General features: G+C 44.5%; 20 protein-coding genes. 7 read left to right on the top strand and 13 right to left on the bottom strand.

Features of this window, described 5'->3' with window-relative positions:
* Nucleotides 1-31: 31 nt before the first annotated feature.
* Nucleotides 32-1,357, top strand: coding sequence for an anti-phage deoxyguanosine triphosphatase (locus AACQ75_RS12135; protein WP_170888715.1), 1,326 nt, complete (start codon nt 32-34; stop codon nt 1,355-1,357).
* Nucleotides 1,358-1,406: 49 nt separating this feature from the next.
* Here the strand turns inward: AACQ75_RS12135 and AACQ75_RS12130 are convergent, their stop codons facing one another.
* Nucleotides 1,407-2,015, bottom strand: a complete 609-nt coding sequence (locus AACQ75_RS12130; protein ID WP_017048558.1) for a tRNA-uridine aminocarboxypropyltransferase — start codon at nt 2,013-2,015, stop codon at nt 1,407-1,409.
* A gap of 3 nt (nt 2,016-2,018) precedes the next feature.
* Here AACQ75_RS12130 and rrtA point away from each other — a divergent pair, with 3 nt between their 5' ends.
* Nucleotides 2,019-2,612 (top strand): rhombosortase, encoded by a 594-nt coding sequence (gene rrtA, locus AACQ75_RS12125; RefSeq protein WP_017045270.1) that lies wholly within the window; start codon nt 2,019-2,021, stop codon nt 2,610-2,612.
* Between the two features lie 64 nt (nt 2,613-2,676).
* Here the strand turns inward: rrtA and sohB are convergent, their stop codons facing one another.
* The gene (gene sohB, locus AACQ75_RS12120) at nt 2,677-3,738 is read right to left on the bottom strand and encodes a protease SohB (RefSeq protein ID WP_170888714.1); all 1,062 of its coding nucleotides are present in this window, start codon (nt 3,736-3,738) and stop codon (nt 2,677-2,679) included.
* A gap of 90 nt (nt 3,739-3,828) precedes the next feature.
* Here sohB and AACQ75_RS12115 point away from each other — a divergent pair, with 90 nt between their 5' ends.
* Nucleotides 3,829-4,572 carry a YciK family oxidoreductase gene (locus AACQ75_RS12115; protein WP_013856422.1) on the top strand — a complete coding sequence of 248 codons (744 nt, stop codon included), beginning with the start codon at nt 3,829-3,831 and terminating at the stop codon, nt 4,570-4,572.
* A gap of 126 nt (nt 4,573-4,698) precedes the next feature.
* Here AACQ75_RS12115 and AACQ75_RS12110 read toward each other — a convergent pair whose 3' ends face one another.
* On the bottom strand, nt 4,699-5,643 hold the full coding sequence (locus tag AACQ75_RS12110; protein ID WP_017048555.1) for a chemotaxis protein CheV: 945 nt from the start codon (nt 5,641-5,643) through the stop codon (nt 4,699-4,701).
* A 90-nt stretch (nt 5,644-5,733) separates the two neighbouring features.
* Nucleotides 5,734-6,951, bottom strand: a complete 1,218-nt coding sequence (gene mlc, locus AACQ75_RS12105; RefSeq protein ID WP_013856420.1) for a sugar metabolism global transcriptional regulator Mlc — start codon at nt 6,949-6,951, stop codon at nt 5,734-5,736.
* Nucleotides 6,952-7,230: 279 nt separating this feature from the next.
* Between mlc and pyk the strand changes: the two genes are divergently transcribed.
* Entirely contained in the window at nt 7,231-8,679 is a 1,449-nt protein-coding gene (pyk, locus tag AACQ75_RS12100; protein WP_017045267.1) for a pyruvate kinase, read from the top strand.
* Between the two features lie 18 nt (nt 8,680-8,697).
* Here the strand turns inward: pyk and AACQ75_RS12095 are convergent, their stop codons facing one another.
* Nucleotides 8,698-9,897 carry a patatin-like phospholipase family protein gene (locus AACQ75_RS12095; protein WP_170888713.1) on the bottom strand — a complete coding sequence of 400 codons (1,200 nt, stop codon included), beginning with the start codon at nt 9,895-9,897 and terminating at the stop codon, nt 8,698-8,700.
* An 18-nt stretch (nt 9,898-9,915) separates the two neighbouring features.
* Nucleotides 9,916-10,005: a cytochrome bd-I oxidase subunit CydH gene (cydH, locus tag AACQ75_RS12090; protein ID WP_094123948.1), complete on the bottom strand. Its 90-nt coding sequence runs from the start codon at nt 10,003-10,005 to the stop codon at nt 9,916-9,918.
* Nucleotides 10,006-10,043: 38 nt separating this feature from the next.
* On the opposite strand from cydH, the gene AACQ75_RS12085 reads away from it, so the two are divergent.
* From AACQ75_RS12085 to AACQ75_RS12075, 3 genes are all read left to right on the top strand, one after another.
* Nucleotides 10,044-10,724, top strand: coding sequence for an outer membrane beta-barrel protein (locus AACQ75_RS12085; RefSeq protein WP_170888712.1), 681 nt, complete (start codon nt 10,044-10,046; stop codon nt 10,722-10,724).
* Between the two features lie 477 nt (nt 10,725-11,201).
* Complete coding sequence (locus AACQ75_RS12080; protein ID WP_017045264.1) at nt 11,202-12,662, top strand: sodium-dependent transporter; 1,461 nt, start codon at nt 11,202-11,204, stop codon at nt 12,660-12,662.
* Nucleotides 12,662-12,757 carry a MetS family NSS transporter small subunit gene (locus AACQ75_RS12075; RefSeq protein ID WP_010319106.1) on the top strand — a complete coding sequence of 32 codons (96 nt, stop codon included), beginning with the start codon at nt 12,662-12,664 and terminating at the stop codon, nt 12,755-12,757. Before AACQ75_RS12080 ends, AACQ75_RS12075 begins: the two co-directional genes overlap by 1 nt.
* 362 nt (nt 12,758-13,119) lie before the next feature.
* On the opposite strand, the gene ptsG is transcribed toward AACQ75_RS12075, so the two are convergent.
* The 7 genes from ptsG to fabF all read right to left on the bottom strand — a co-directional run bounded on the left by ptsG (nt 13,120) and on the right by fabF (nt 20,523).
* Nucleotides 13,120-14,550, bottom strand: a complete 1,431-nt coding sequence (ptsG, locus tag AACQ75_RS12070; RefSeq protein WP_013856413.1) for a PTS glucose transporter subunit IIBC — start codon at nt 14,548-14,550, stop codon at nt 13,120-13,122.
* A gap of 427 nt (nt 14,551-14,977) precedes the next feature.
* The gene (locus AACQ75_RS12065; protein WP_170888711.1) at nt 14,978-15,763 is read right to left on the bottom strand and encodes a TatD family hydrolase; all 786 of its coding nucleotides are present in this window, start codon (nt 15,761-15,763) and stop codon (nt 14,978-14,980) included.
* The gene (gene holB, locus AACQ75_RS12060; protein WP_017049101.1) at nt 15,754-16,740 is read right to left on the bottom strand and encodes a DNA polymerase III subunit delta'; all 987 of its coding nucleotides are present in this window, start codon (nt 16,738-16,740) and stop codon (nt 15,754-15,756) included. The genes AACQ75_RS12065 and holB overlap by 10 nt, the downstream gene beginning before the upstream one ends.
* A gap of 9 nt (nt 16,741-16,749) precedes the next feature.
* Complete coding sequence (gene tmk / locus AACQ75_RS12055) at nt 16,750-17,394, bottom strand: dTMP kinase (RefSeq protein WP_013856410.1); 645 nt, start codon at nt 17,392-17,394, stop codon at nt 16,750-16,752.
* Complete coding sequence (mltG, locus tag AACQ75_RS12050) at nt 17,391-18,407, bottom strand: endolytic transglycosylase MltG (protein ID WP_017049103.1); 1,017 nt, start codon at nt 18,405-18,407, stop codon at nt 17,391-17,393. The genes tmk and mltG overlap by 4 nt, the downstream gene beginning before the upstream one ends.
* Nucleotides 18,404-19,201, bottom strand: a complete 798-nt coding sequence (pabC, locus tag AACQ75_RS12045) for an aminodeoxychorismate lyase (protein ID WP_170888710.1) — start codon at nt 19,199-19,201, stop codon at nt 18,404-18,406. The genes mltG and pabC overlap by 4 nt, the downstream gene beginning before the upstream one ends.
* Nucleotides 19,202-19,278: 77 nt before the next feature.
* Nucleotides 19,279-20,523, bottom strand: coding sequence for a beta-ketoacyl-ACP synthase II (gene fabF, locus AACQ75_RS12040; RefSeq protein ID WP_026028275.1), 1,245 nt, complete (start codon nt 20,521-20,523; stop codon nt 19,279-19,281).
* Between the last annotated feature and the right edge of the window lie 38 nt (nt 20,524-20,561).

The following is a 20,561-nucleotide window of genomic DNA, read 5'->3' as shown; positions in this document are numbered from 1 at the left end:
TGAAAAACATAAATGTACTGCAGGAGATGGCATGGATATATCCATTGACCCCAAATGGCTTGAACGCCAAGATGATGAGCATAAAATCCGCCGCGATGATCACCGCAGCCCTTTCCAACGCGATCGGGCACGTATTCTTCACTCGGCAGCATTTCGTCGCTTGCAAGCCAAAACTCAAGTACATGGCACTAGCTTGAATGATTTTCATCGCACTCGCCTCACTCACTCCTTAGAAGCCGCGCAACTCGGCACTGGTATAGTGGCGCAAATTAAACTCAAACAACCAGAGTTTCGTGATTTGCTGCCTTCAGATAGTTTGATCGATTCCTTATGCCTAGCGCATGATATCGGTCACCCTCCTTATGGTCATGGCGGCGAAGTGGCGCTCAATTATATGATGCGCGATCACGGCGGCTTTGAAGGCAACGCGCAAACCTTCCGTATTGTGACCAGCTTAGAGCCTTACACCGAACACCATGGTATGAACCTGTCACGTCGCACTGTGCTGGGGTTATTAAAATACCCTGCGCTGCTGAGCCAAACTCGCGCCGTACAGCAACCCAATGCAGTCGCTCACCAGCGTCAGTTGAAAGCTAAAGAGTGGTCGCCTGCTAAGGGAATATACGATTGCGATCACGCGATTTTTTCTTGGGTAACGGAGCCGCTCTCTGCGCAAGATAAAGCCCTACTCAGTCAAATGCGTGGTCAGCCCGCAACGCCTTATCAACATCACAAGACTCGCTTTAAATCATTCGATTGCTCCATCATGGAGCTGGCCGATGACATTGCCTACGGCGTGCACGATTTAGAAGATGCCATCGTGCTTGGCATGGTGACTCGCCAACAGTGGCAAGAGGCCGCAGCCTCGAAACTGGCCGAATGCGGCGATGCGTGGTTTGAAGAACACATCGCTTCCATCAGTGAAATGCTGTTTGCAGGCAAACATTATCGTCGTAAAGATGCGATTGGCGGGATTGTTAATGCGCTACTGACTAGCATTCATATTCAAGCCGTTGATGCGCATTTTGAGAATGAATTACTCGCCTTCAACGCCTATTTAGAACCCAATATGGCCGCTGCGCTGGAAGTACTGAAATCATTTGTGAGCCAATATGTGATTCAAATTCCGCAAGTGCAGCGTTTTGAATACAAAGGCCAGCAGATCATCATGGATCTGTTTGAAGCGCTAAGCGCCGATCCTGAACGCTTACTGCCAGAAACAACGCGCGGTAAGTGGCAAGCCCAAACCAATGAAAACGATGGTATGCGCGTTATCTGTGACTATATTTCGGCTATGACCGATGGCTATGCGCAAAGGATCCATCAACAACTCTTCTCAGCTCATAATCACTATTAATGGCTGGTTGAGTGATAGCTTCTGCCATCATTACTCACTGATATAGCGGTTACTCGCTGATATAGTTTTGCTTAAAAACCCCAGCTGGCATTTGGCTAATTTGAAAGGCAACCATCGCATCAAAAGCATCAAGGAGCGGTTGAAAATTTTGCCGAGGCTCAAGCAATGACAAGATATGAAAACCAGCTTCAACAGTTGATAAGCTGTTTTCACTCGGTGCCTTGCGAATGCGATAATTGCCTTTGAGATCGGTCGGCAAGTGCAAACACGGTAGCGAATGTAAATTGCTCGAGAGTTGCCACATTTTATACGCTTTCTTCCAAGTACCATCGAGTAAAATAACTCGTACTTTTCTGGTATCAGCATTGATATTCATAGCCGACACGGGCTGCGCAGTCTCATGCGGGTAAAGTACATAGTTGAGCACATCCGGCTCAGCTAAGCACTCATTCAGCTGAGTGTGCCGGCTAAAATCTTCGGCAACAAAGCGCCTGCAATTCGCTAAAGATAAATCGAGAATTCGGGCTGTGCCCATTGGGCGATGTTCTTCTGTCGGGTGTTGAAGAATGATAAGCTCGACCGACGAGAAAAGCGGCACAATCAAAGAACAGATGCAGGCTTTTCGCGCTTTACCACATTGAGAACAGTATCGAGACATAACGTGAATTACTTTCGCCTTTGCTTACTAAACATAAACCATCAAAAAAATCGTTATTTTGCACTACTTGCTATCAGCTTGGTCTGCTTGGGGTTGCAATGGCCGCCACTGGCCGCCCTTAGTGCATGGAATCGGCCTGCCATTGAAGCGGGCCAATGGTGGCGGATCCTAACAGGAAATTTCACACACACCAACTTTACACATCTTGGTATGAACCTCGCAGGGCTGTGGATTATCCATTTTGTGTTTCAGCCGAGCAGTAAAAAATGGTTAATCAGCCTTCTGGCAACCAGCCTGATGGTAGGCGTCAGCCTTTTTTTGAGCCGTATGCAAGTCTATGTCGGCCTTTCAGGCGCGCTCCATGGAATGTTTGCCTATTTGGCGCTGCAAGAAGCACTGCAAGGGCGTCGCAGCAGTTGGCTGTTGGTGGTTGGTGTTATTGTCAAAGTTGTCTGGGAGCAAATTTTCGGCGCTTCAAGTAACACCAGTGAGCTTATTAATGCACGCGTGGCTATCGAAGCGCATTTAGCAGGCATGTTGGCTGGGTTGATACTCGCCATCGGTGAATGGCTGAGATCAAAAAAAACGGAGAAGTAACGTACTTCTCCGCTTAATACTCTCCGAAAAATAATCTGCCTGCTTCGAGAAAGACGCACCTAACCTAAACGATTGGCCGTTGACCGCGACTGATCAATTTCAGCAACACACTATCAGCCGCTTCGCCCGCAACACCAGCCAATTTATCAGTCAGTTTTTTCTTCTGCACATAATGGATTGCCAGTACCGTTTTATCTTTACACGCAGCAACCACTAAGTCGTCAGAAGTTTTGATCTCATCGACTAAACCGAGCTCTTGAGCTTGAGTACCAAACCAGTGTTCACCAGTGGCCACTTTCTCAAGGTCAAGCGCTGGACGATGCTCGCGGATAAAATCTTTAAACAGTTCGTGAGTCTCTTCGAGTTCTTGCTTGAACTTATCGCGCGCTTTATCACTGTTTTCACCAAACATAGTCAGCGTGCGTTTGTATTCACCTGCGGTCAACTGTTCAAATTCAATATCATGTTTTTTAAGCAGTTTATTAAAGTTAGGTAGTTGCGCGATAACGCCAATGGAACCGACAATAGCAAAAGGAGCGGCCACAATTTTATCAGCAATACACGCCATCATATAACCACCGCTGGCGGCCACTTTATCAACTGCGATGGTTAGGGGTAACCCAGCTGCTTTAATGCGATCGAGCTGCGAAGAAGCCAAACCATAACCATGCACCATGCCACCGCCAGTCTCTAAACGCAGCAACACTTCATCACCTTGACGAGCAACGGCGAGAATGGCGGTCACTTCCTCGCGTAACGAACTCACTTCTTTGGCATCAATACTGCCGTTGAAATCCAAGACAAAGAGATGCGGTTCACGTTTGGTATCTAGCGCTCCCTCTTTGGCCGCTTTTTTGATCGCTTTGTCACGTGCTTTGTTTTTCTCTTTTTCGCTTTTCTTTTCTACTTTATCGCGAGCCTTCAAGAAAGCATCATCGTGCAGATGGTGTTCCATCTGCTCGACCATTTCTTTATGACGCTCGGTTAAATTCACTACTTCCAGCTCGCCTTTCTGCGCGCTGTTTTTTCCGCCCACTGATTTCACAATGACCAATAGCACAACAAGAGCGACGACGATTGTCGCAATCTTGGCCAAAAATAGGCCGTAGTCCAATAAAAATTCCAACGTCCTAATCCTCATAGGTTTTGATTTGGTGTATTGTAACCACCTTGTCACGAAGACTTAAAGCAAATCATAACAATAAGGAAGCACAAGGTGGATTATTCAGTTTCTGCAGATGCCCTCAAAGATAGAGTCATTTTAGTTACAGGTGCTGGCGACGGTATCGGTAAACAAGCCGCCATCAGCTATGCAGCCCACGGCGCAACCGTCATTTTGCTCGGCCGCACGGTGAAAAAGTTAGAACAAACGTATGATGAGATAGAAAACGCTGGCTACGCAACACCTGCGATTGTTCCGCTGGACATGAAAGGAGCCACCAAGCAACATTACCTCGATATGATCGATACCATTGCAGAGCAGTTTGGTCGCTTAGATGGCGTGCTACATAACGCGGGGCTTTTGGGTGTGATCAGCCCGTTTGATCAGATCGGTGAAGATTCTTATGACGATGTCATGCAGGTCAACGTCAAAGCGCAATTCTTACTCAGCCAAGCGGCGCTGCCATTGCTGCACAAATCTCCAGATGCGCGAATTGTATTTACGTCTTCAACCGTAGGCCATGATGGTCGTGCTTTTTGGGGCACTTATGCTATGTCAAAATTCGCCACAGAAGGGATGATGCAAGTGCTAGCTGATGAGCTAAGCAACACATCAATTCGAGTGAATGCAATTAATCCCGGTGGCACGCGTACTGGCATGCGCGCTAAAGCTTATCCCGCTGAAGATGTGGAGTTGTTGAAAACGCCTAAAGATATCATGCCGCTTTATCTCTATTTAATGGCGCCGGAAGGCCAAGCTGTGAATGGTCAATGTATCGATGCACAACCGAAAAAGTAATGGCTTAGCTTTTTCTTAATCTTTCAATGCCTTGCCTCATCAGCAAGGCATTGTCGTTTGAGGTAAAAATCACTATTTCATGTCGGCACATTAGAGACGACTTTGTTGTGATGATGGCTAAAAATCTTACGAAAGCACATCACGTAATCGGTCTTGTGCCACTTGTACTAATAAATCGGGTTGGAATTTAGAGATAAAACGATCACAACCCACTTTTTGTACCATGGCTTCATTAAAGCTGCCACTGAGTGACGTGTTTAACGTAATAAATAGTGATTTCATTCTCGGATCATTACGGATCTCGGAAGTCAGTTTATAGCCGTCCATTTCTGGCATTTCAGCATCGGTGATCATCAGTAAAAGCTCACTCGTTACATCTCTTCCTTCATCGCTCCACGACTTCAGAAGATTCAATGCTTCTAAGCCATCTCTGCATTCGACAATTTCCAAACCAAGCTGTGAGAGCGTCCCTTTAATTTGGTTACGAGCCGTTGAAGAATCATCCACAATCAGAATTTTTCGCCCGACCATCTCCGCAACCAAATCATGGTCAAGAACGCCTTCTGAGATAGAAACGTCATAATCAATAATCTCAGCTAACACTTTTTCAACATCAATGATTTCAACAATATGGCTACTGTTGACCTCTTTAACATGGGTGATAGCGGTAAGGTAATTAGATCGGCCAGCTAAACGCGGTGGTGGCTGAATTTCAGTCCATGCGGTATTGATAATATTGCGAACTTGCCCAACCAAAAAACCTTGAATGGTTCGATTGTACTCAGTGATGATGAGGTTCTGTTCCTGGCTATCCAAGCGAGATGGAGGAAAACCGATCGCACTGCGCAAATCAATGACAGGAACTGGCACTCCCCTCAATGAGGCTACACCCGTAATATTATGATGAGAACCGGGCAATTTCGTTAACTGAGGAACTTTGATCACTTCCCTCACCTTAAATACATTGATCGCAAAAATTTGCCGGCTATTTAAGCTGAATAAAAGCAACTCAAGTCGATTCTCTCCGACAAGATTGGTGCGCTGGTCAACCGTATTTAAAACACCTGACATACGAAATCCCGAAAATTATAGTGAACTCACATAACAGTATAGCCATATGGGTTAATTGTAAAAAATATAAATGATCTAACCGCGAAAAAATTAACCTTCGACAACTTTCATCAGCAAAAGTCCATCATAGAGGGCTTGTTTAATCAAAGCCGCACCGGGCATGGTTGCCTGTTTATAAAAACGTGATTCCACTAATTCGAGATCTTGATGATAGACAGGTAAGCTCTGCTCTTCGATGCATTTTTGCAATGCAGGGTATAACACGTTCTTAGCTTGGTTGATAACACCACCGATAAGAATTTTTTCTGGGTTAAATAGGTTGATCACAATTGCGATTGCGGCCCCTAAATAACGCCCTAGTTTCTCTATCACATCCACCGCTAATGGGTCACCCTCTGCTGCGGCCTCACAGATATCTTCAATAGTGATTTCACTGTGCTCAGTCAATGATGAAACCTCACCGTTTGCAATACGCAACGCCACTTCTTCACGAATTGCTTGCGAACTGGCGACTGTCTCCAAACAGCCAATATTGCCACAATGGCAACGTTTACCGTGCGGATCAATTTGGATATGGCCTAACTCACCGATATTCCCGTGCCGACCTTGCAGCACCCTGCCATCAAGGATAATGCCGGCCCCTAAACCGTGGTGAATAGAGATAAGAACTGAATTTTCATTGCCTTGCGAATGGCCAAACAACTTTTCAGCCAGTGCCCAAGCTCGGGTATCATTCGCAACAAATACAGGTAGGCCCGTCGCCTTATAAATTTCAGGACCAAGAGCCAGATTTTCCACATTGTAATGAGGCATCTGCAGTACAATCCCTTGCTCTGAATTCACTAAACCGGGCAAGGTAATTGCGATACTCGTCACTCGATCCAATTGCGACGAGTAGGTTTGAAAAAATTCTTCAATTTCGTAAAGCAACCTAGCGAGCACGTCATCTTGGTCTAGCTCATGGATCTCAATTTTGGTGTCGATCAACACTTCACCACCCAACTCATGCAGGGCAATAATTAGGTAACCACGCCCTAAACGCATGGATAAAAATTGCCATCCCTCATTATTGGTTTGTAAACCAACGGCTGGGCGGCCACGGCTGATCGCTTCTTGTACTGTCGTTTCATGGATTAAATGAGCTTCAATTAACTCACGAGTAATTTTGGTAATACTTGCCGGAGCAAGCTCACTCTCCTTCGATAAATCGATGCGAGAAATGGGACCTTTTTGGTCAATGAGTTTATATACACGACCAGCATTGACCTGTTTGATATGATCAATATGGCCTGGTTGCGCCATATACATTGGGAGCTCCAGAAATCAATAACATGCCAATTTTTTTACTTTGCGAAGTAATTGTGAAGCGCTTTAGTATATTGCCGTGACAAGCATCACGGATATACATAGATCTTCGTGTATTTAGCCAATAAACTGCCATTTGTTTACATTCAAAAAATATGAAACTCCTCTTTTTTTGTGACAAAAATCATCTGACACCTGTCGATAAATTTCACTCTTATCCCCTTTCTTTCGCCAGATCTTGCATATACTCAATCTAGATTCCCGCCCCATCAGGAGAACACAATGACCGCTGTGTTAAGAAGAACAAAAATCGTGACTACTTTAGGCCCATCAACAGACAAAGGCGAGATATTAGAGGCGATTATCAAAGCTGGCGCAAATGTTGTGCGCATGAATTTTTCACATGGTAGCTCCGAGGACCATAAACTGCGAGCGCAACGAGTAAGAGCTATCGCGGCTAAGTTGGGTCGCCATGTCGCTTTACTTGGTGATTTACAAGGACCAAAAATTAGGGTCTCCACATTTAAAGAAGGAAAAGTCTACTTAAATGAAGGTGACCGATTTGTTCTTGATGCAGAGCTCCCCCCAGGGCAAGGTGACCAAGATTCGGTTGGCATTGACTACAAAAAACTACCACAAGATGTGCAGCAGGATGATTTGCTGCTATTGGACGACGGACGAGTACAACTACTCGTCACAGCAGTCGATGGTGCTAAAATACACACCATAGTCACCGTCGGTGGTCCACTTTCAAATAACAAAGGCATCAACAAAAAGGGTGGCGGTTTATCGGCGGAAGCGCTGACCGAAAAAGACAAACGAGACATACTACTCGCCGCCGAAATACAGGTTGAATATCTGGCCATTTCATTTCCTCGCAATGGCGAAGATATGAAATACGCTCGCCGCCTCGCTCGTGATGCAGGCCTTGAAGCCAAACTCGTGGCGAAAGTGGAACGGGCAGAAACCGTGGCCAGTGATCACAATATTGATGACATCATTATGGCCTCCGATGTGATCATGGTCGCTCGTGGTGACTTGGGGGTAGAAATTGGTGATCCTGAGCTGGTTGGTGTGCAGAAAAAACTGATCCGCCGCGCTAAGGCACTCAATAGAGTAGTGATCACCGCAACACAAATGATGGAGTCAATGATAGAGAACCCAATGCCAACCCGCGCGGAGGTAATGGATGTTGCCAATGCGGTGCTTGACGGAACCGATGCGGTGATGCTTTCAGGTGAAACTGCTGCTGGGAAATACCCAGTAGAAACGGTTCGTTCGATGGCCGAAGTGTGTGTCGGCGCGGAAAAAATGATCGAAGCTAGCCAACAAAATTACCGAATCGATACTTCGTTTGTGACTGCTGAAGAGACCATCGCGATGTCCACTATCTATGCGGCCAATCACATGGAAGGAATCAAAGCCATGGTGACTCTGACCGAATCAGGAAGAACAGCGCTTATGACCTCACGCTTAAATTCTGTACTGCCTATCTTTGCTATGTCGCCCAATGAACGAAGTTTAAACCGCTGCGCTCTATATCGGGGAGTCACACCCGTCTATTTTGATACCAAAGCAGACACTGGTTTTGATGTGGCCGTTGCAGCTCTCAATACGCTTAAGGAGAAAAAATTGTTAGAGTTCGGTGACTTAGTGATCATCACTCAAGGTGACATTATGGATGTCGAAGGGTCAACCAACTGCATGCGTATCCTGCCGGTCCTTGAATAACCCGTTCTCCCCGTTGACTTAATGGTCGCGGGGAAAATAATCCGATGATGCAATACGGGACTGATATGCCGACTGCGCTTGGTTAAATTGGTCGATAAAGCGATAACCCGCTGTCAGTCCCAGCTCATAATCATAAAGCAGATCTTCTTTGCTGCTTAAGAGAGATCTTGACCTCAATGGTTCGCTGGGCACAATCTGTAGGATGTAAACATCATCCGGCGGCGCACGCAAAAATTCTTGAGTAAGAGAATAAGTTTGGTAATGCACCATTAACATATCCGCTAACCCCGAATCAAACTTGTCACCAATTAAATGACTCAAGCGATAAATATCATCAGCGCCAAATAACCAGCGTCCACCATTGAGTAGCTCCAAATTCATTTGCTCACGTTTTTGTAGCTTAGAACGTTCTATTTGTTGATGGAGAAGACCACTCCACTCTTGCTTCCAGTAAGACAATTTTTGTCGCCACTGACCTTGAATATTTTGCAAAGGTTCATGTAGCCAATGAGCCTCGTTGTAAGGCTTAGCAGAAGGCAACGGCTTCATCGGTAACCCACTCTCTACCGCGTCGACATCAGGGCATTCAGTGCGGATTACCGCGACAAAACGGGCACCTCTACGCCATGCCTCCTGAACTGGAATTGATGCCGATACTCCACCATCAATATATAGGTCATCATCCAGCTTGACTTCATGCGGATATAAGCGGGGAATCGCACAGGTGGCAATCAACACCTCTCGCCAGTTACTTTCTAATATCGGGAAATAATGGTCGTGTAGTGAGTGTGCTGAGGTAACAGCAGCATAAGCTTTTCTTTTCGCAAGGACTTGGGCTCCCATATCGACATCCAACCGATAAGGAAATTCCGATATGCGATCTAAAGCCCAATCCAAGTTCATGAACTGCTTACGCCGAACGTAGCTAAATAGATTAAAAAAATTAGCATCCGTGGTGAGTTCTAAAATAAAAGCCTTGCCTAACCCATGTTGACGGCATAGGTAAGCGCACAAATTCAATGCACCTGCAGAGGTGCCATAAAATTCATCAAAGGGGTCAAAATTGGAAAGAAGGAACGCATCTAACACACCTGCGGTAAAAATACCTCTTTGGCCACCACCTTGGGCAACCAATGCATTTTTTCCTCCAATGTACTTCGAGAGCCGATCTAAATCCGCTCTCGTCTCTTTATCAGAGATAGTTCCACTAGTGTTCATCAGCAGAACCCTCGTTGATTAATGGCTGATAGCGATCAAACCAAAACCGACGAGAATAGTAAAGACCGTTGCAGTAATCACTAATGCATATTTTAGATCAAGTTCCATAGCCACCTCCTATCAGATAACAAAGTAATAACATCAGTGTGAAGTATCTTCAAGAATCGTTGGTTTTTCGTGCACAATTATGGAGTTACTATCACAATAACCTAATCGTTAAAAAGTGGCTTAGGTTAATAATTATGCATCAATACAATAAAATCATTCTTATCATAGGAGCTTTATCTGCTCACTATGCACAAGCGCAAGTCATCGTCTCTCCCTTTTTTGGGTATATCATTGGGGGGGAAGTCGAGGATCAAGCCAGCAATGAATACGATTTAAAAGCTTCCTCTGGTTATGGCCTCGCTATAGAAACTGATTACGAAAAAGGCCGAATTGGTCTGTTTTATGCCACTCAAAACACCGCTGTTGAAACCATTAACGCGGATGCCAACATCCATTACCTCCACTTTCAAAGCAGCATTTATTATCCGACAAGCCAACAATTGACCGCTTATATAGGCCTAGGTATCGGTGGTTCTTATACGGATGTTGACTGGGCTAAAGATAAATATGGTTTTTCTTCAAGCTTGTTTGGGGGTTTTGAGTATGCCTTTACCGATAACATTGCGCTGAATAGCCAAGTGCGTTGGTTAGGTACCTCTGTTGACAACGAAACTTCAGCAACCTGCACACTGCCCTCTTCAGAAACGTGCGCGATTCGTTTTAAATCTGATTGGATCAATCAATTTTCGGCTAATATCGGCCTAACAGTTCGTTTTTAAACCAAGATAAAATTGTGGTGTGATTCACTAGTGAGTGTATGTTTTTCAGTCATACACTCTTCGACAAAAAATAGTTTTATCATTTATATTTTTTAGACAACGAAGTTATAAATTCCATTCTTATTAAAAAATGACGTTCATTCCACCTAAATCCCAATTAATTAACAACTAATACACCATCAAAAAACCAGAGAATAACATTTACAATCTATTGCCTTAACTTAGATTAGTCTGTAGTCTCGAACCCATGCGTAGCTGATTATTTCAGATACAGCAAACACACATCGAACTATTAAGAACAATATTCTGAGTTCTCTGAAAGCTGACAACATATAACACTAACTTTTTGCCAGTTCATGGATGATGGCGCAAATATTCACGGTCTACTTAGTGTACCGATAGTATTCATCACTCCAACACTGGCTCCGCAGCCGAAGAGAAGCTTCATACCTCAGGGAAGTCGTAAAGGAGTAAACAATGAAGCGAGAACAATGGGGATCCCGTGCAGGGTTCATTCTGGCTGCCGTAGGTTCGGCTATCGGTCTTGGAAACATATGGCGTTTCCCTTATATGGCTTATGAGAATGGGGGTGGTGCATTCTTCATCCCTTACCTTTTCGCCATGATCACAGCGGGTATACCGTTTATGATCCTAGAGTTCAGTATGGGTCAAAAGCATCGCGGTTCAGCACCAGCCACACTGGCTAAAATTCACGCAAAATTTGAATGGTTAGGTTGGTTCCAAGTAGGGGTTGCCGCTATTATTGCTGTGTATTATGTGGCCGTTATTGGCTGGGCTATTTCCTACTTTGGTATGTCGTTTACACAAAGTTGGGGAACCGATACTAATGCTTTCTTCTTTAGCAACTATTTAGCACTAGGCGATAATTCACCGACCAATCTCGGTAGTATTCAATGGAAAATCGCCATTGCAATGCTGATTGCATGGGCCATTACTTATGCTGCTATCGTCGGTGGAGTGAAATCTGGAATCGAACGCGCTTCAAAAATCATGATGCCAATACTGTTTATCATGGTACTGCTTTTGATTGGCCGCATGATTTTCCTACCAGGTGCATTAGATGGTGTGAACTACATGTTTGAGCCTGACTTTGACAAGATCTGGGATGTGAAGGTTTGGGCTGCTGCTTATGGACAGATTTTCTTCACCCTAAGTATTGGTTTTGCCATCATGCTGGCGTATTCCAGCTACCTTCCTGAGAAATCAGACATAACGAATAACGCCTTCATGACAGTATTGATCAACTGTGGTTTCTCAATTCTGGCGGGGATTATGATTTTCTCTGTTCTTGGCTACATGGCTCATGAACAAGGCAAACCGTTGACAGAAGTCGTGTCTGCGGGCGTTGGGCTTGCATTCGTTACGTTACCAGCGGCTATCAACCTATTGCCAGCACCCTATATTCTTGGGCCAATCTTCTTCTTTGCACTTGTTGTTGCAGGCCTAAGCTCACACATATCAATCATTGAAGCCGTCACCTCAGCCGTCATCGATAAGCTAAAATGGAGCCGTAAAAAGGCCGCTAATGTAGTTATCAGCGTAGGGTTTTTGGTTTCAATGGCCTTTGCGACCAACGGTGGCCTGTTGCTGCTCGACCTTGTCGACCACTTCGCAAACAACGTGGGCATTATGGCGAGCTGTCTAGTGGAACTTACGCTCATGGCATGGCTATTTAAGATTTCTGACGTACGCAAATACGTGAACAGCATTTCCGATTTCAATATTGGCGTGTGGTTTGATATTTGTCTGCGCTTTATCTCACCTGTAATTTTGGCCATTATTGTCGCCACAAAACTGAACGCTCTATTCACAGAAGGTTACGGTGGTTATGACCTCACCCTAGGATGGGTCATGATCGGGTTACTATTCGCTATAGGCGTAACAATCAATGCAACAAGCCGCAAGGAGTGCAACTAATGACGACAAGTGCAATTATTATGATGATTATTGGTTTGGGCATTACGTGGGGTGGCGCCGCCATCTGCATTAAAAAAGCCATGAACAAACAATAATCCTGTTGATTCTAAAAGCCGATGTTATCATCGGCTTTTTTTATGCCTGTCGACAACCGCTACACTTGCCTCTTGAAGCCAAACCTATTCATGCCACCCAAACCACAGCAAAATTAAACAAGTGATGTGAATAAAGGAATAGAGCGAAATAGCCCTTACTTGATTATCGTTTGAGATAAAAGAGAGTTAAGTCAACAAGCCAAGCGTGAGATCCGTCTTATCGCCGCAAGCGGACAACTCAACTAATAAATGAGATGGCAATGATCAACTTATAAAAATAGGGGATGGCTGATGAACGAGTTAGCGGCAAAAGAAAAGGAGGCTTTCGCCTCCTTTTTTATAGGGGAATGAAAAGATATGAATTAACCGTGGTTACGGATCCACTCATCCATTTCAGTTTTAAGGTTGTCAGACTTAGTACCAAAGATAGCTTGAACGCCACCCGATACAACAACAACACCCGCAGCACCAAGCTGTTTCAATTTCTCTTGGTTTACTGCTTCTGTTTTAGCAACAGAAACGCGTAGACGAGTAATACATGCATCTAGGTTAGTGATGTTTTCTTTACCACCAAAGGCTGCAACAAGTTCACCAGCTAACTCACTACCTGTAGCAGAAGAAGCTTCTTCAGATTCATCTTCACGACCTGGAGTTTTCAGGTTCATCGTACGGATAACGAAAGTAAACACGACATAGTATAGAACTGCATAAGCAATACCTAGACCAACCAATAGCAACATGTTTTCAGCACGAGGAGATTGAACAACAAAGTCAATGAAACCGTTCGAGAACGTGTGACCGTGAACAACACCTAGAGCGTTAGTCAATACATAAGCAAGACCAGCTAGCAAAGCATGAACAACATAAAGTACTGGAGCGATGAATAGGAACGAGAACTCAATAGGTTCTGTAATACCCGTTAGGAATGAAGTCAATGCAGCTGACGCCATGATACCCATTACTTTGGCACGGTTTTCTGGTTTAGCACTGTGTGCAATTGCAATTGCTGCAGCTGGAAGACCGAACATTTTGAATAGGTAGCCACCCGCTAGTTGACCGAAACCGTTACCTGCAGCGCGAGACGCATCATCAGCAGTCAAGAAACAAGTCATGATACCGTGAACGGTAGTACCTGCATTGTTGGTACATGTACCTGCTTCATAGAAGAAAGGCACGTTCCAGATGTGGTGAAGACCAAATGGAATCAATGAACGCTCAACAACACCGTAGATACCAAATGCGGTTACTGGGTTTTGGTTAGCAGCCCAATCAGAGAATGTTGCGATAGCTGAACCTACAGGAGGCCAAATGATAGATAAAACAATACCTAGAGCAATCGCAAGGAAACCCGTAATGATTGGTACTGCACGTTTACCCGCGAAGAAGCCAAGATATTCAGGAAGTTGAATTTTGTAAAAACGATTGAATGCCCAAGCAGCAACACCACCTGCAAGGATACCACCAAGAACGCCTGTCTCGATGTTATCAACACCCATTACGACTGCCATTACTTTTAGCGTCGCAACCATGATGCCATAGCCAACAATTGCTGACAGGCCTGAAACACCATCGTTATTCGTGAAGCCTAATGCTACACCTACTGCAAAGAGTAGTGCCATTTGACCAAAAACCGAACCACCAGCTTGTTCCATTAAATGTGAAACAACTTCTGGTAGCCAGCTAAAGTTCGCTGCACCCACACCAAGCAAAATACCCGCAACTGGTAAAACTGATACTGGAAGCATCAGAGCCTTACCAACTTTCTGCAGGTTTGCAAAAAGGTTTTTAAACATGTTTATGCTCCTGATTAAGTTATTAGAATTGTTTGGGTTCTAACGGCACACCCCCGTAGCCTAAATGTTAGCACCCAATGAAAATGTAACCACATATCGCATTATATTTTTCGCCTCTAAATATATCTTGATGCCACTCAAACTTTCTAGTTAGTAACGAAATTTTGTTTCAAAACAATAGACCGATCACAATGCGGGAGGGTGTAAACTCTGCCAATCAATTAATATAACTACATGTTTTATAATGACATTGTTAAAAATACCATTAATTTCACAGAGTGAATAAAATTAGCGCACTTGTTATTTTTAGTAACAAAATTACAATTTTAACTTTCAAGCTTATTTTTTCAACAGATTAAGTAAACAAGGTAATAAGTTGTTAATTATCACGCTAACTTGATAAAAAACGCCGTCTTACACGCATTTCTCACGACAATTCAACTTTCCGTCGCAAAAAAAGATTTTGGTAATTTTCGGTCGTTTTTTCTTCAATTTCTTTTAATGACAGATTTTTTAGCTGTGCGATATAAGCAGCAACCTCAACAACGTAGGCCGGCTGATTTTGCTGACCACGGTGTGGAACCGGCGCAAGATAAGGGGAATCAGTTTCAATCAGCAAGCGTTCCAAGGGCAGCGCCTTCACAACTTCTTTCAATTCTGTCGCTTGTCTAAACGTGACAATTCCTGAGATAGAAATATAAAAGCCAAGCTCCATAGCGGCTTGTGCAAAGGCAAGATCTTCAGTAAAACAATGGATAACACCACCGCACCTTTCTGCCCCACCATCACGGAGCATTTCAAGAGTATCAGCCCGGGCATTTCGTGTATGAATAATCAAAGGTTTGTTAAGGGCAACGGCGGTTTCAATGTGCTGTGAAAACCGTAACTTCTGTAACTCAGCCGTTTCCGGTTGATAGTGATAATCTAGCCCCGTTTCGCCAATCGCCACCACTTTGGGATGACTCACGTATTGACGGAAGCGGGTCAATTCAAAATGACTTTCAACGTCAAGTGGATGAACACCACAAGAAGCATGAACATTATCAAAGGGCTGAATAAGCTCTAACATTGGTTCAAAAGAATCCAGCGTTACGCCAACAGAAAGCAATTGCTTAACATTGGCTTGACGAGCTTTTTCTACTACATCAGCAACATCGATATGGAGCGTATCGTAATCAAGTTTATCTAAGTGGCAGTGCGAATCTACAAACATGTTTTCTCATCATTAAAGTTAAATAGCCAATCGCTGATCAGTAGCTCGCTATTGAGCCCACTAAACGTCTTTAGTTCTTCCATCAAACGAGTTAATGCCTTGGTTTGGCGATAAAGTACTGGGTAGCTGATCTGTTTTGCTAATCGAAGGCTAATAGGAAGCTGCTGCTGTTCAACCACGCCAAATTGTACCTTTTGCGTATCGGTCAACATGGTCCACAACCAAGCCAAATATTGGGTAGGCGCCTCATTAATCTGCTTCACACAAGCGGAAATATCGGCACTGGCATCGGTTAAGCAATGAGCAATATTTTGCTCAAAAGCCTGATATTTTGCTAACTCTCCCGATTGAATAAACGCCAACGTATTTAGTGGTGAATAACCATTTAAATGCGCCGCATAAGGAGGGACAGGTTGCGATGTCTGTTCACTTAACCAATGCGAGACTTGTTCACTGCTCGGTGGTGTCAGCACCGTTTTTTGACAGCGACTGATAATGGTTGGGAGTAATGGGTTGATACGAGAGGCGACAAGTAAGAAAAAACAATTGCGCCCCGGAGCTTCTAACGTTTTGAGCAGTGCATTCGCTGCTGATTCATTCATGGAATCGGCGGGATTAATAACGATAAAGCGAGCACCAGAAAGCTGCGCCGATTCTTGAGCCAACTTATTGCATTGCCTAATTTGATCAACGGTAATCGCCTTCCCCTCTTTTTCAGGCGAGATCAGATGAAAATCAGGGTGACTACCAGACTTCATCAATTCGCAGCTATGACAAAACCCACACGCTTCTGAATGGCTATGCGAACACATCACTGCTGCACTCAACTTCTCAATGAGCCGTTCAGCGCCCAGCCCTGAGGGAGAAACGAGTAAGCTCGCCGCAGGGAACTGCTGGTTATTGAGGCTGGTTTGCCACTGAAGCCAATAGCCTGCTAACCAAGGATACAGATCATTTATCATTAATTTGTTACTCAATGTTTAGCCCTAGTTTCTCTCTAGCATATTGGTTTCTAGAAACTGGGTTAACGCTGCTTTGATAGAGAATGCCACCGCTTCTATTGTTTGTTCAGCATTAATCACAGCCACGCTTTTATCTTCCTTAGCTAGGGCAAGGTAACGTTCACGCGTGCGCTCAAAAAAACCAATATCCATTTTTTCGATACGATCAAGCTCACCTCGACCTCTGGCTCTTTCTAAACCGATGCTCGGATCTAGGTCCAAATAGAGAGTAAAATCTGGCTTAAAATCACCTAGCGTTACCTTTTTAAGGTTTTGCATCGTTTCTAGCGGAATTTGCCTCCCACCACCTTGGTAGGCTTGAGAGGACATATCATGGCGATCACCAACCACCCACGAACCAGCCGCAAGTGCAGGCTTAATCACATTTTCAACCAATTGAACACGAGCGGCGTACATTAATAGCAGCTCAGTCATATCCTGAAGCACTTCACCGTCATGCTCTTCTTTGACTAAAGCGCGCATTTTTTCTGCTAAAACAGTCCCGCCCGGCTCACGAGTATGAGTGATATTTGTCACGCCGAACTCAATAAGTGTTTCTCTAATGGATTGAATAGCAGTGCTTTTTCCTGCGCCTTCTAAACCTTCTACAACAATAAATTTAGCATTCATGACTGGGTTCTTAACTGTTTTAAATAAGCGCGAACAGCGCGATTATGTTCATTCAATGTTTTAGAAAAAACGTGTCCACCAGAGCCACTGGCAACAAAATACAAATAATTACTCTGCTCTGGGTTTAATGCCGCTTTGATTGAGGCTTCCCCCGCCATCGCAATAGGCGTAGGAGGTAAACCAAAAATAGTATAAGTATTAAATGGCGTCGGTGTTCTTAAGTCTTTTTTACGAAGATTGCCATCATAGGCATCGCCAAGCCCGTAAATGACCGTAGGATCAGTCTGTAGCCGCATCCGTTTATTGAGTCGATTGACAAAAACGGAGGCAATGCGCCCTCGCTCTGAAGCAATAGCCGTTTCCTTTTCAATAATTGACGCCAAAATCAACGCTTCATAAGGCGTTTTAATTGGCAGATTTGGCTGGCGATTGGCCCAATGTTGATCGAGTATTTTCTCAAGACGTCTATTGGCCCTTTTTAGGATCTCAAGATCGGTCGTTCCAAAAGGGAAATGATAAGTCTCCGCTAGAAACAATCCTTCAAGCTTTTGCTGCTCAATGCCTAATTTTTGGGCAATGTCGGCTTCTGCCAAATCAGCTATCGTGTTTGTCACGCCTTCAGTTTGTGCAAGCAGAGCTCGCCACTCATTAAAGCGGCTCCCTTCGACAAAGGTAATAGAGAACTGATGCTCTTTACCGGATATCACGTCACTTAAGAGATCGATCAATCGATCTCCGGGTTGTACTTGGTAAGTTCCCGCCTTAATTTTGGTTATTTCAGGATGCAGACGTCGCACTAACTTGTACATCGAAAAATCCGTTATCCATTTTTTCTCATTCAATAGCGTTAATACGCCATTAAGGCTTGTACCAGATTTTATGGTCACGACTTGCGATGAAGGAAGCGATAGAGGCTGTTCTAAATAAGCATCTACCTGTCGCTCAATGTAGAAATATCCAGCTCCAACGGCGATAATGATCAGTAGTAATACAACGAGGATTCGATTAATCACGAGTTAAAACGCTCCTGAAAATAGCGTGTTATTTTACCAATAGGGAAAATCGTATTTGCAATTGCCGTGACAGGCGCAACGCCTAATAAGGAGTTAGTAATAAACACTTCATCTGCCGACAATAACTCTTCTAATGAGAATGCTCTCACCTCAACCTTGAGATCGGTAGCCGCAGCCAATAATACACGGCGAATAACCCCAGCTACGCCTGCATTATCTAAGCTTGGCGTACATAACCTATCCCCTGACACCCAAAAAATATTTGCAACCGTAGTTTCTATGACATGCTCATTGATGTCTAGCGCGATGCCGTCAGCGTACCCTTTTGCATCCATCTCTGACTTCAATAAAACTTGTTCTAGTCGATTGTTATGTTTGTGACCCGCCAATAATGGCGAGAGTCCCATCCGCTGTTGGCATACACCAAGCTCGATACCATCGGCTATCCACTGACCATAATGGGCTGGATACTCAAAGGTACTGATAGTGACTTGAGAATCGCCAACGTTAGCAGGGCTATAACCCCGACCACCTTGTCCGCGGCTAATATGAATTTTCACACCAGATTTTGCGGTACGAGGAACGATCGTTGAGAGCCAATGTTCAACTTGCCGCCAATCAGGGGCGGGAATAGCTAAACACCGCAAACAAGATTCCATGCGTTCAACGTGCATATCCCAATATTGAAGCTCACCAGCGCAAACGAGAATCGTTGTGAAGCAACCATCCCCATACTGAAAAGAGCGATCAGTAAGAGATAGAGTGTCACTAGGTTGTCCATTTACCCAAAACATCGTGCTTACCCCACAAAAAGAAACGGCTCAATGCTAAGCATCAAGCCGTTCAAACTCAAGTGTCACAACCACAATCATTAGATTTTTTTGAAAATCAACGAGCCGTTTGTACCACCAAAACCAAAAGAGTTACAGATTGCATATTCCATACCTTCCACTTTGCGGGCAGTGTGTGGAACAAGATCAATGCCTAAACCTTCTTCTGGATCATCAAGGTTAATGGTTGGTGGAACAATTTGGTCAACTAATGACATAACGGTGATAATGGCTTCAACAGAACCAGCCGCGCCTAGCAAATGACCAGTCATCGATTTAGTAGAAGAGACAAGAACTTGTTTCGAACCTTCTTCACCTAAAGCGCGCTTAACACCTTTAATTTCCGCAACATCACCAGCTGGAGTCGAAGTACCATGCGCGTTGACGTAACCGATTTGAGTACCTGTTACGCCCGCATCACGCATCGCGGCTTCCATCGCTAACGCACCGCCTGAACCGTCTTCGCTTGGTGAAGTCATGTGATAAGCATCACCAGACATACCAAAGCCAACTAACTCAGCGTAAATCTTCGCACCGCGTGCTTTAGCATGTTCATATTCTTCAAGAACCATAACACCCGCACCATCGCCTAGAACAAAGCCATCACGGCCCTTGTCCCAAGGACGAGACGCTTTTTGCGGTTCATCATTACGCGTAGACAATGCTTTTGCTGCGCCAAAACCCGCCATGCCAAGTGGTGTCGATGCTTTTTCTGCACCACCTGCCACCATCGCATCGGCATCACCGTATGCAATCATACGTGCCGCATGGCCAATGTTATGTAAACCTGTTGTGCATGCGGTAGAAATAGCGATATTTGGACCACGAAGACCACGCATGATAGACAAGTTGCCTGAAACCATGTTGACAATCGTTGAGGGTACAAAGAACGGGCTCACTTTACGTGGGCCTTTTTCTACCAAGGCATGATGGCCAGTTTCAATTAAATCAAGACCACCAATACCAGAGCCGATAGCAACACCGATTCTTGGGGCATTTTCTGGAGTTACTGTGATACCAGAATCATTAAGTGCTTGGATACCCGCCGCAATACCGTACTGGATAAAGAGATCCATCTTACGGGCATCTTTTTTAGACATATACTCTTCGCAGTTAAAGTCTTTGACTAGACCTGCAAAACGAGTTGAAAAATTGGTGGTATCAAAATGTTCGATATTAACGATACCGCTTTGACCAGCTAGCAGGGCTTTCCAAGAAGATTCTACAGTGTTGCCTACCGGTGACAACATACCCATGCCAGTGACAACGACACGACGCTTGGACACGATCATATTCTCCGGAGTTGAAAAGTTCTATGAGAGGT

The organism is Vibrio sp. B1-2, from assembly GCF_963888445.1.
Taxonomy (GTDB): Bacteria; Pseudomonadota; Gammaproteobacteria; order Enterobacterales; family Vibrionaceae; genus Vibrio; species Vibrio anguillarum.
The sequence above is the reverse complement of the archived record's forward strand: the minus strand, read 5'-3'. Positions and strand labels throughout refer to the sequence as shown.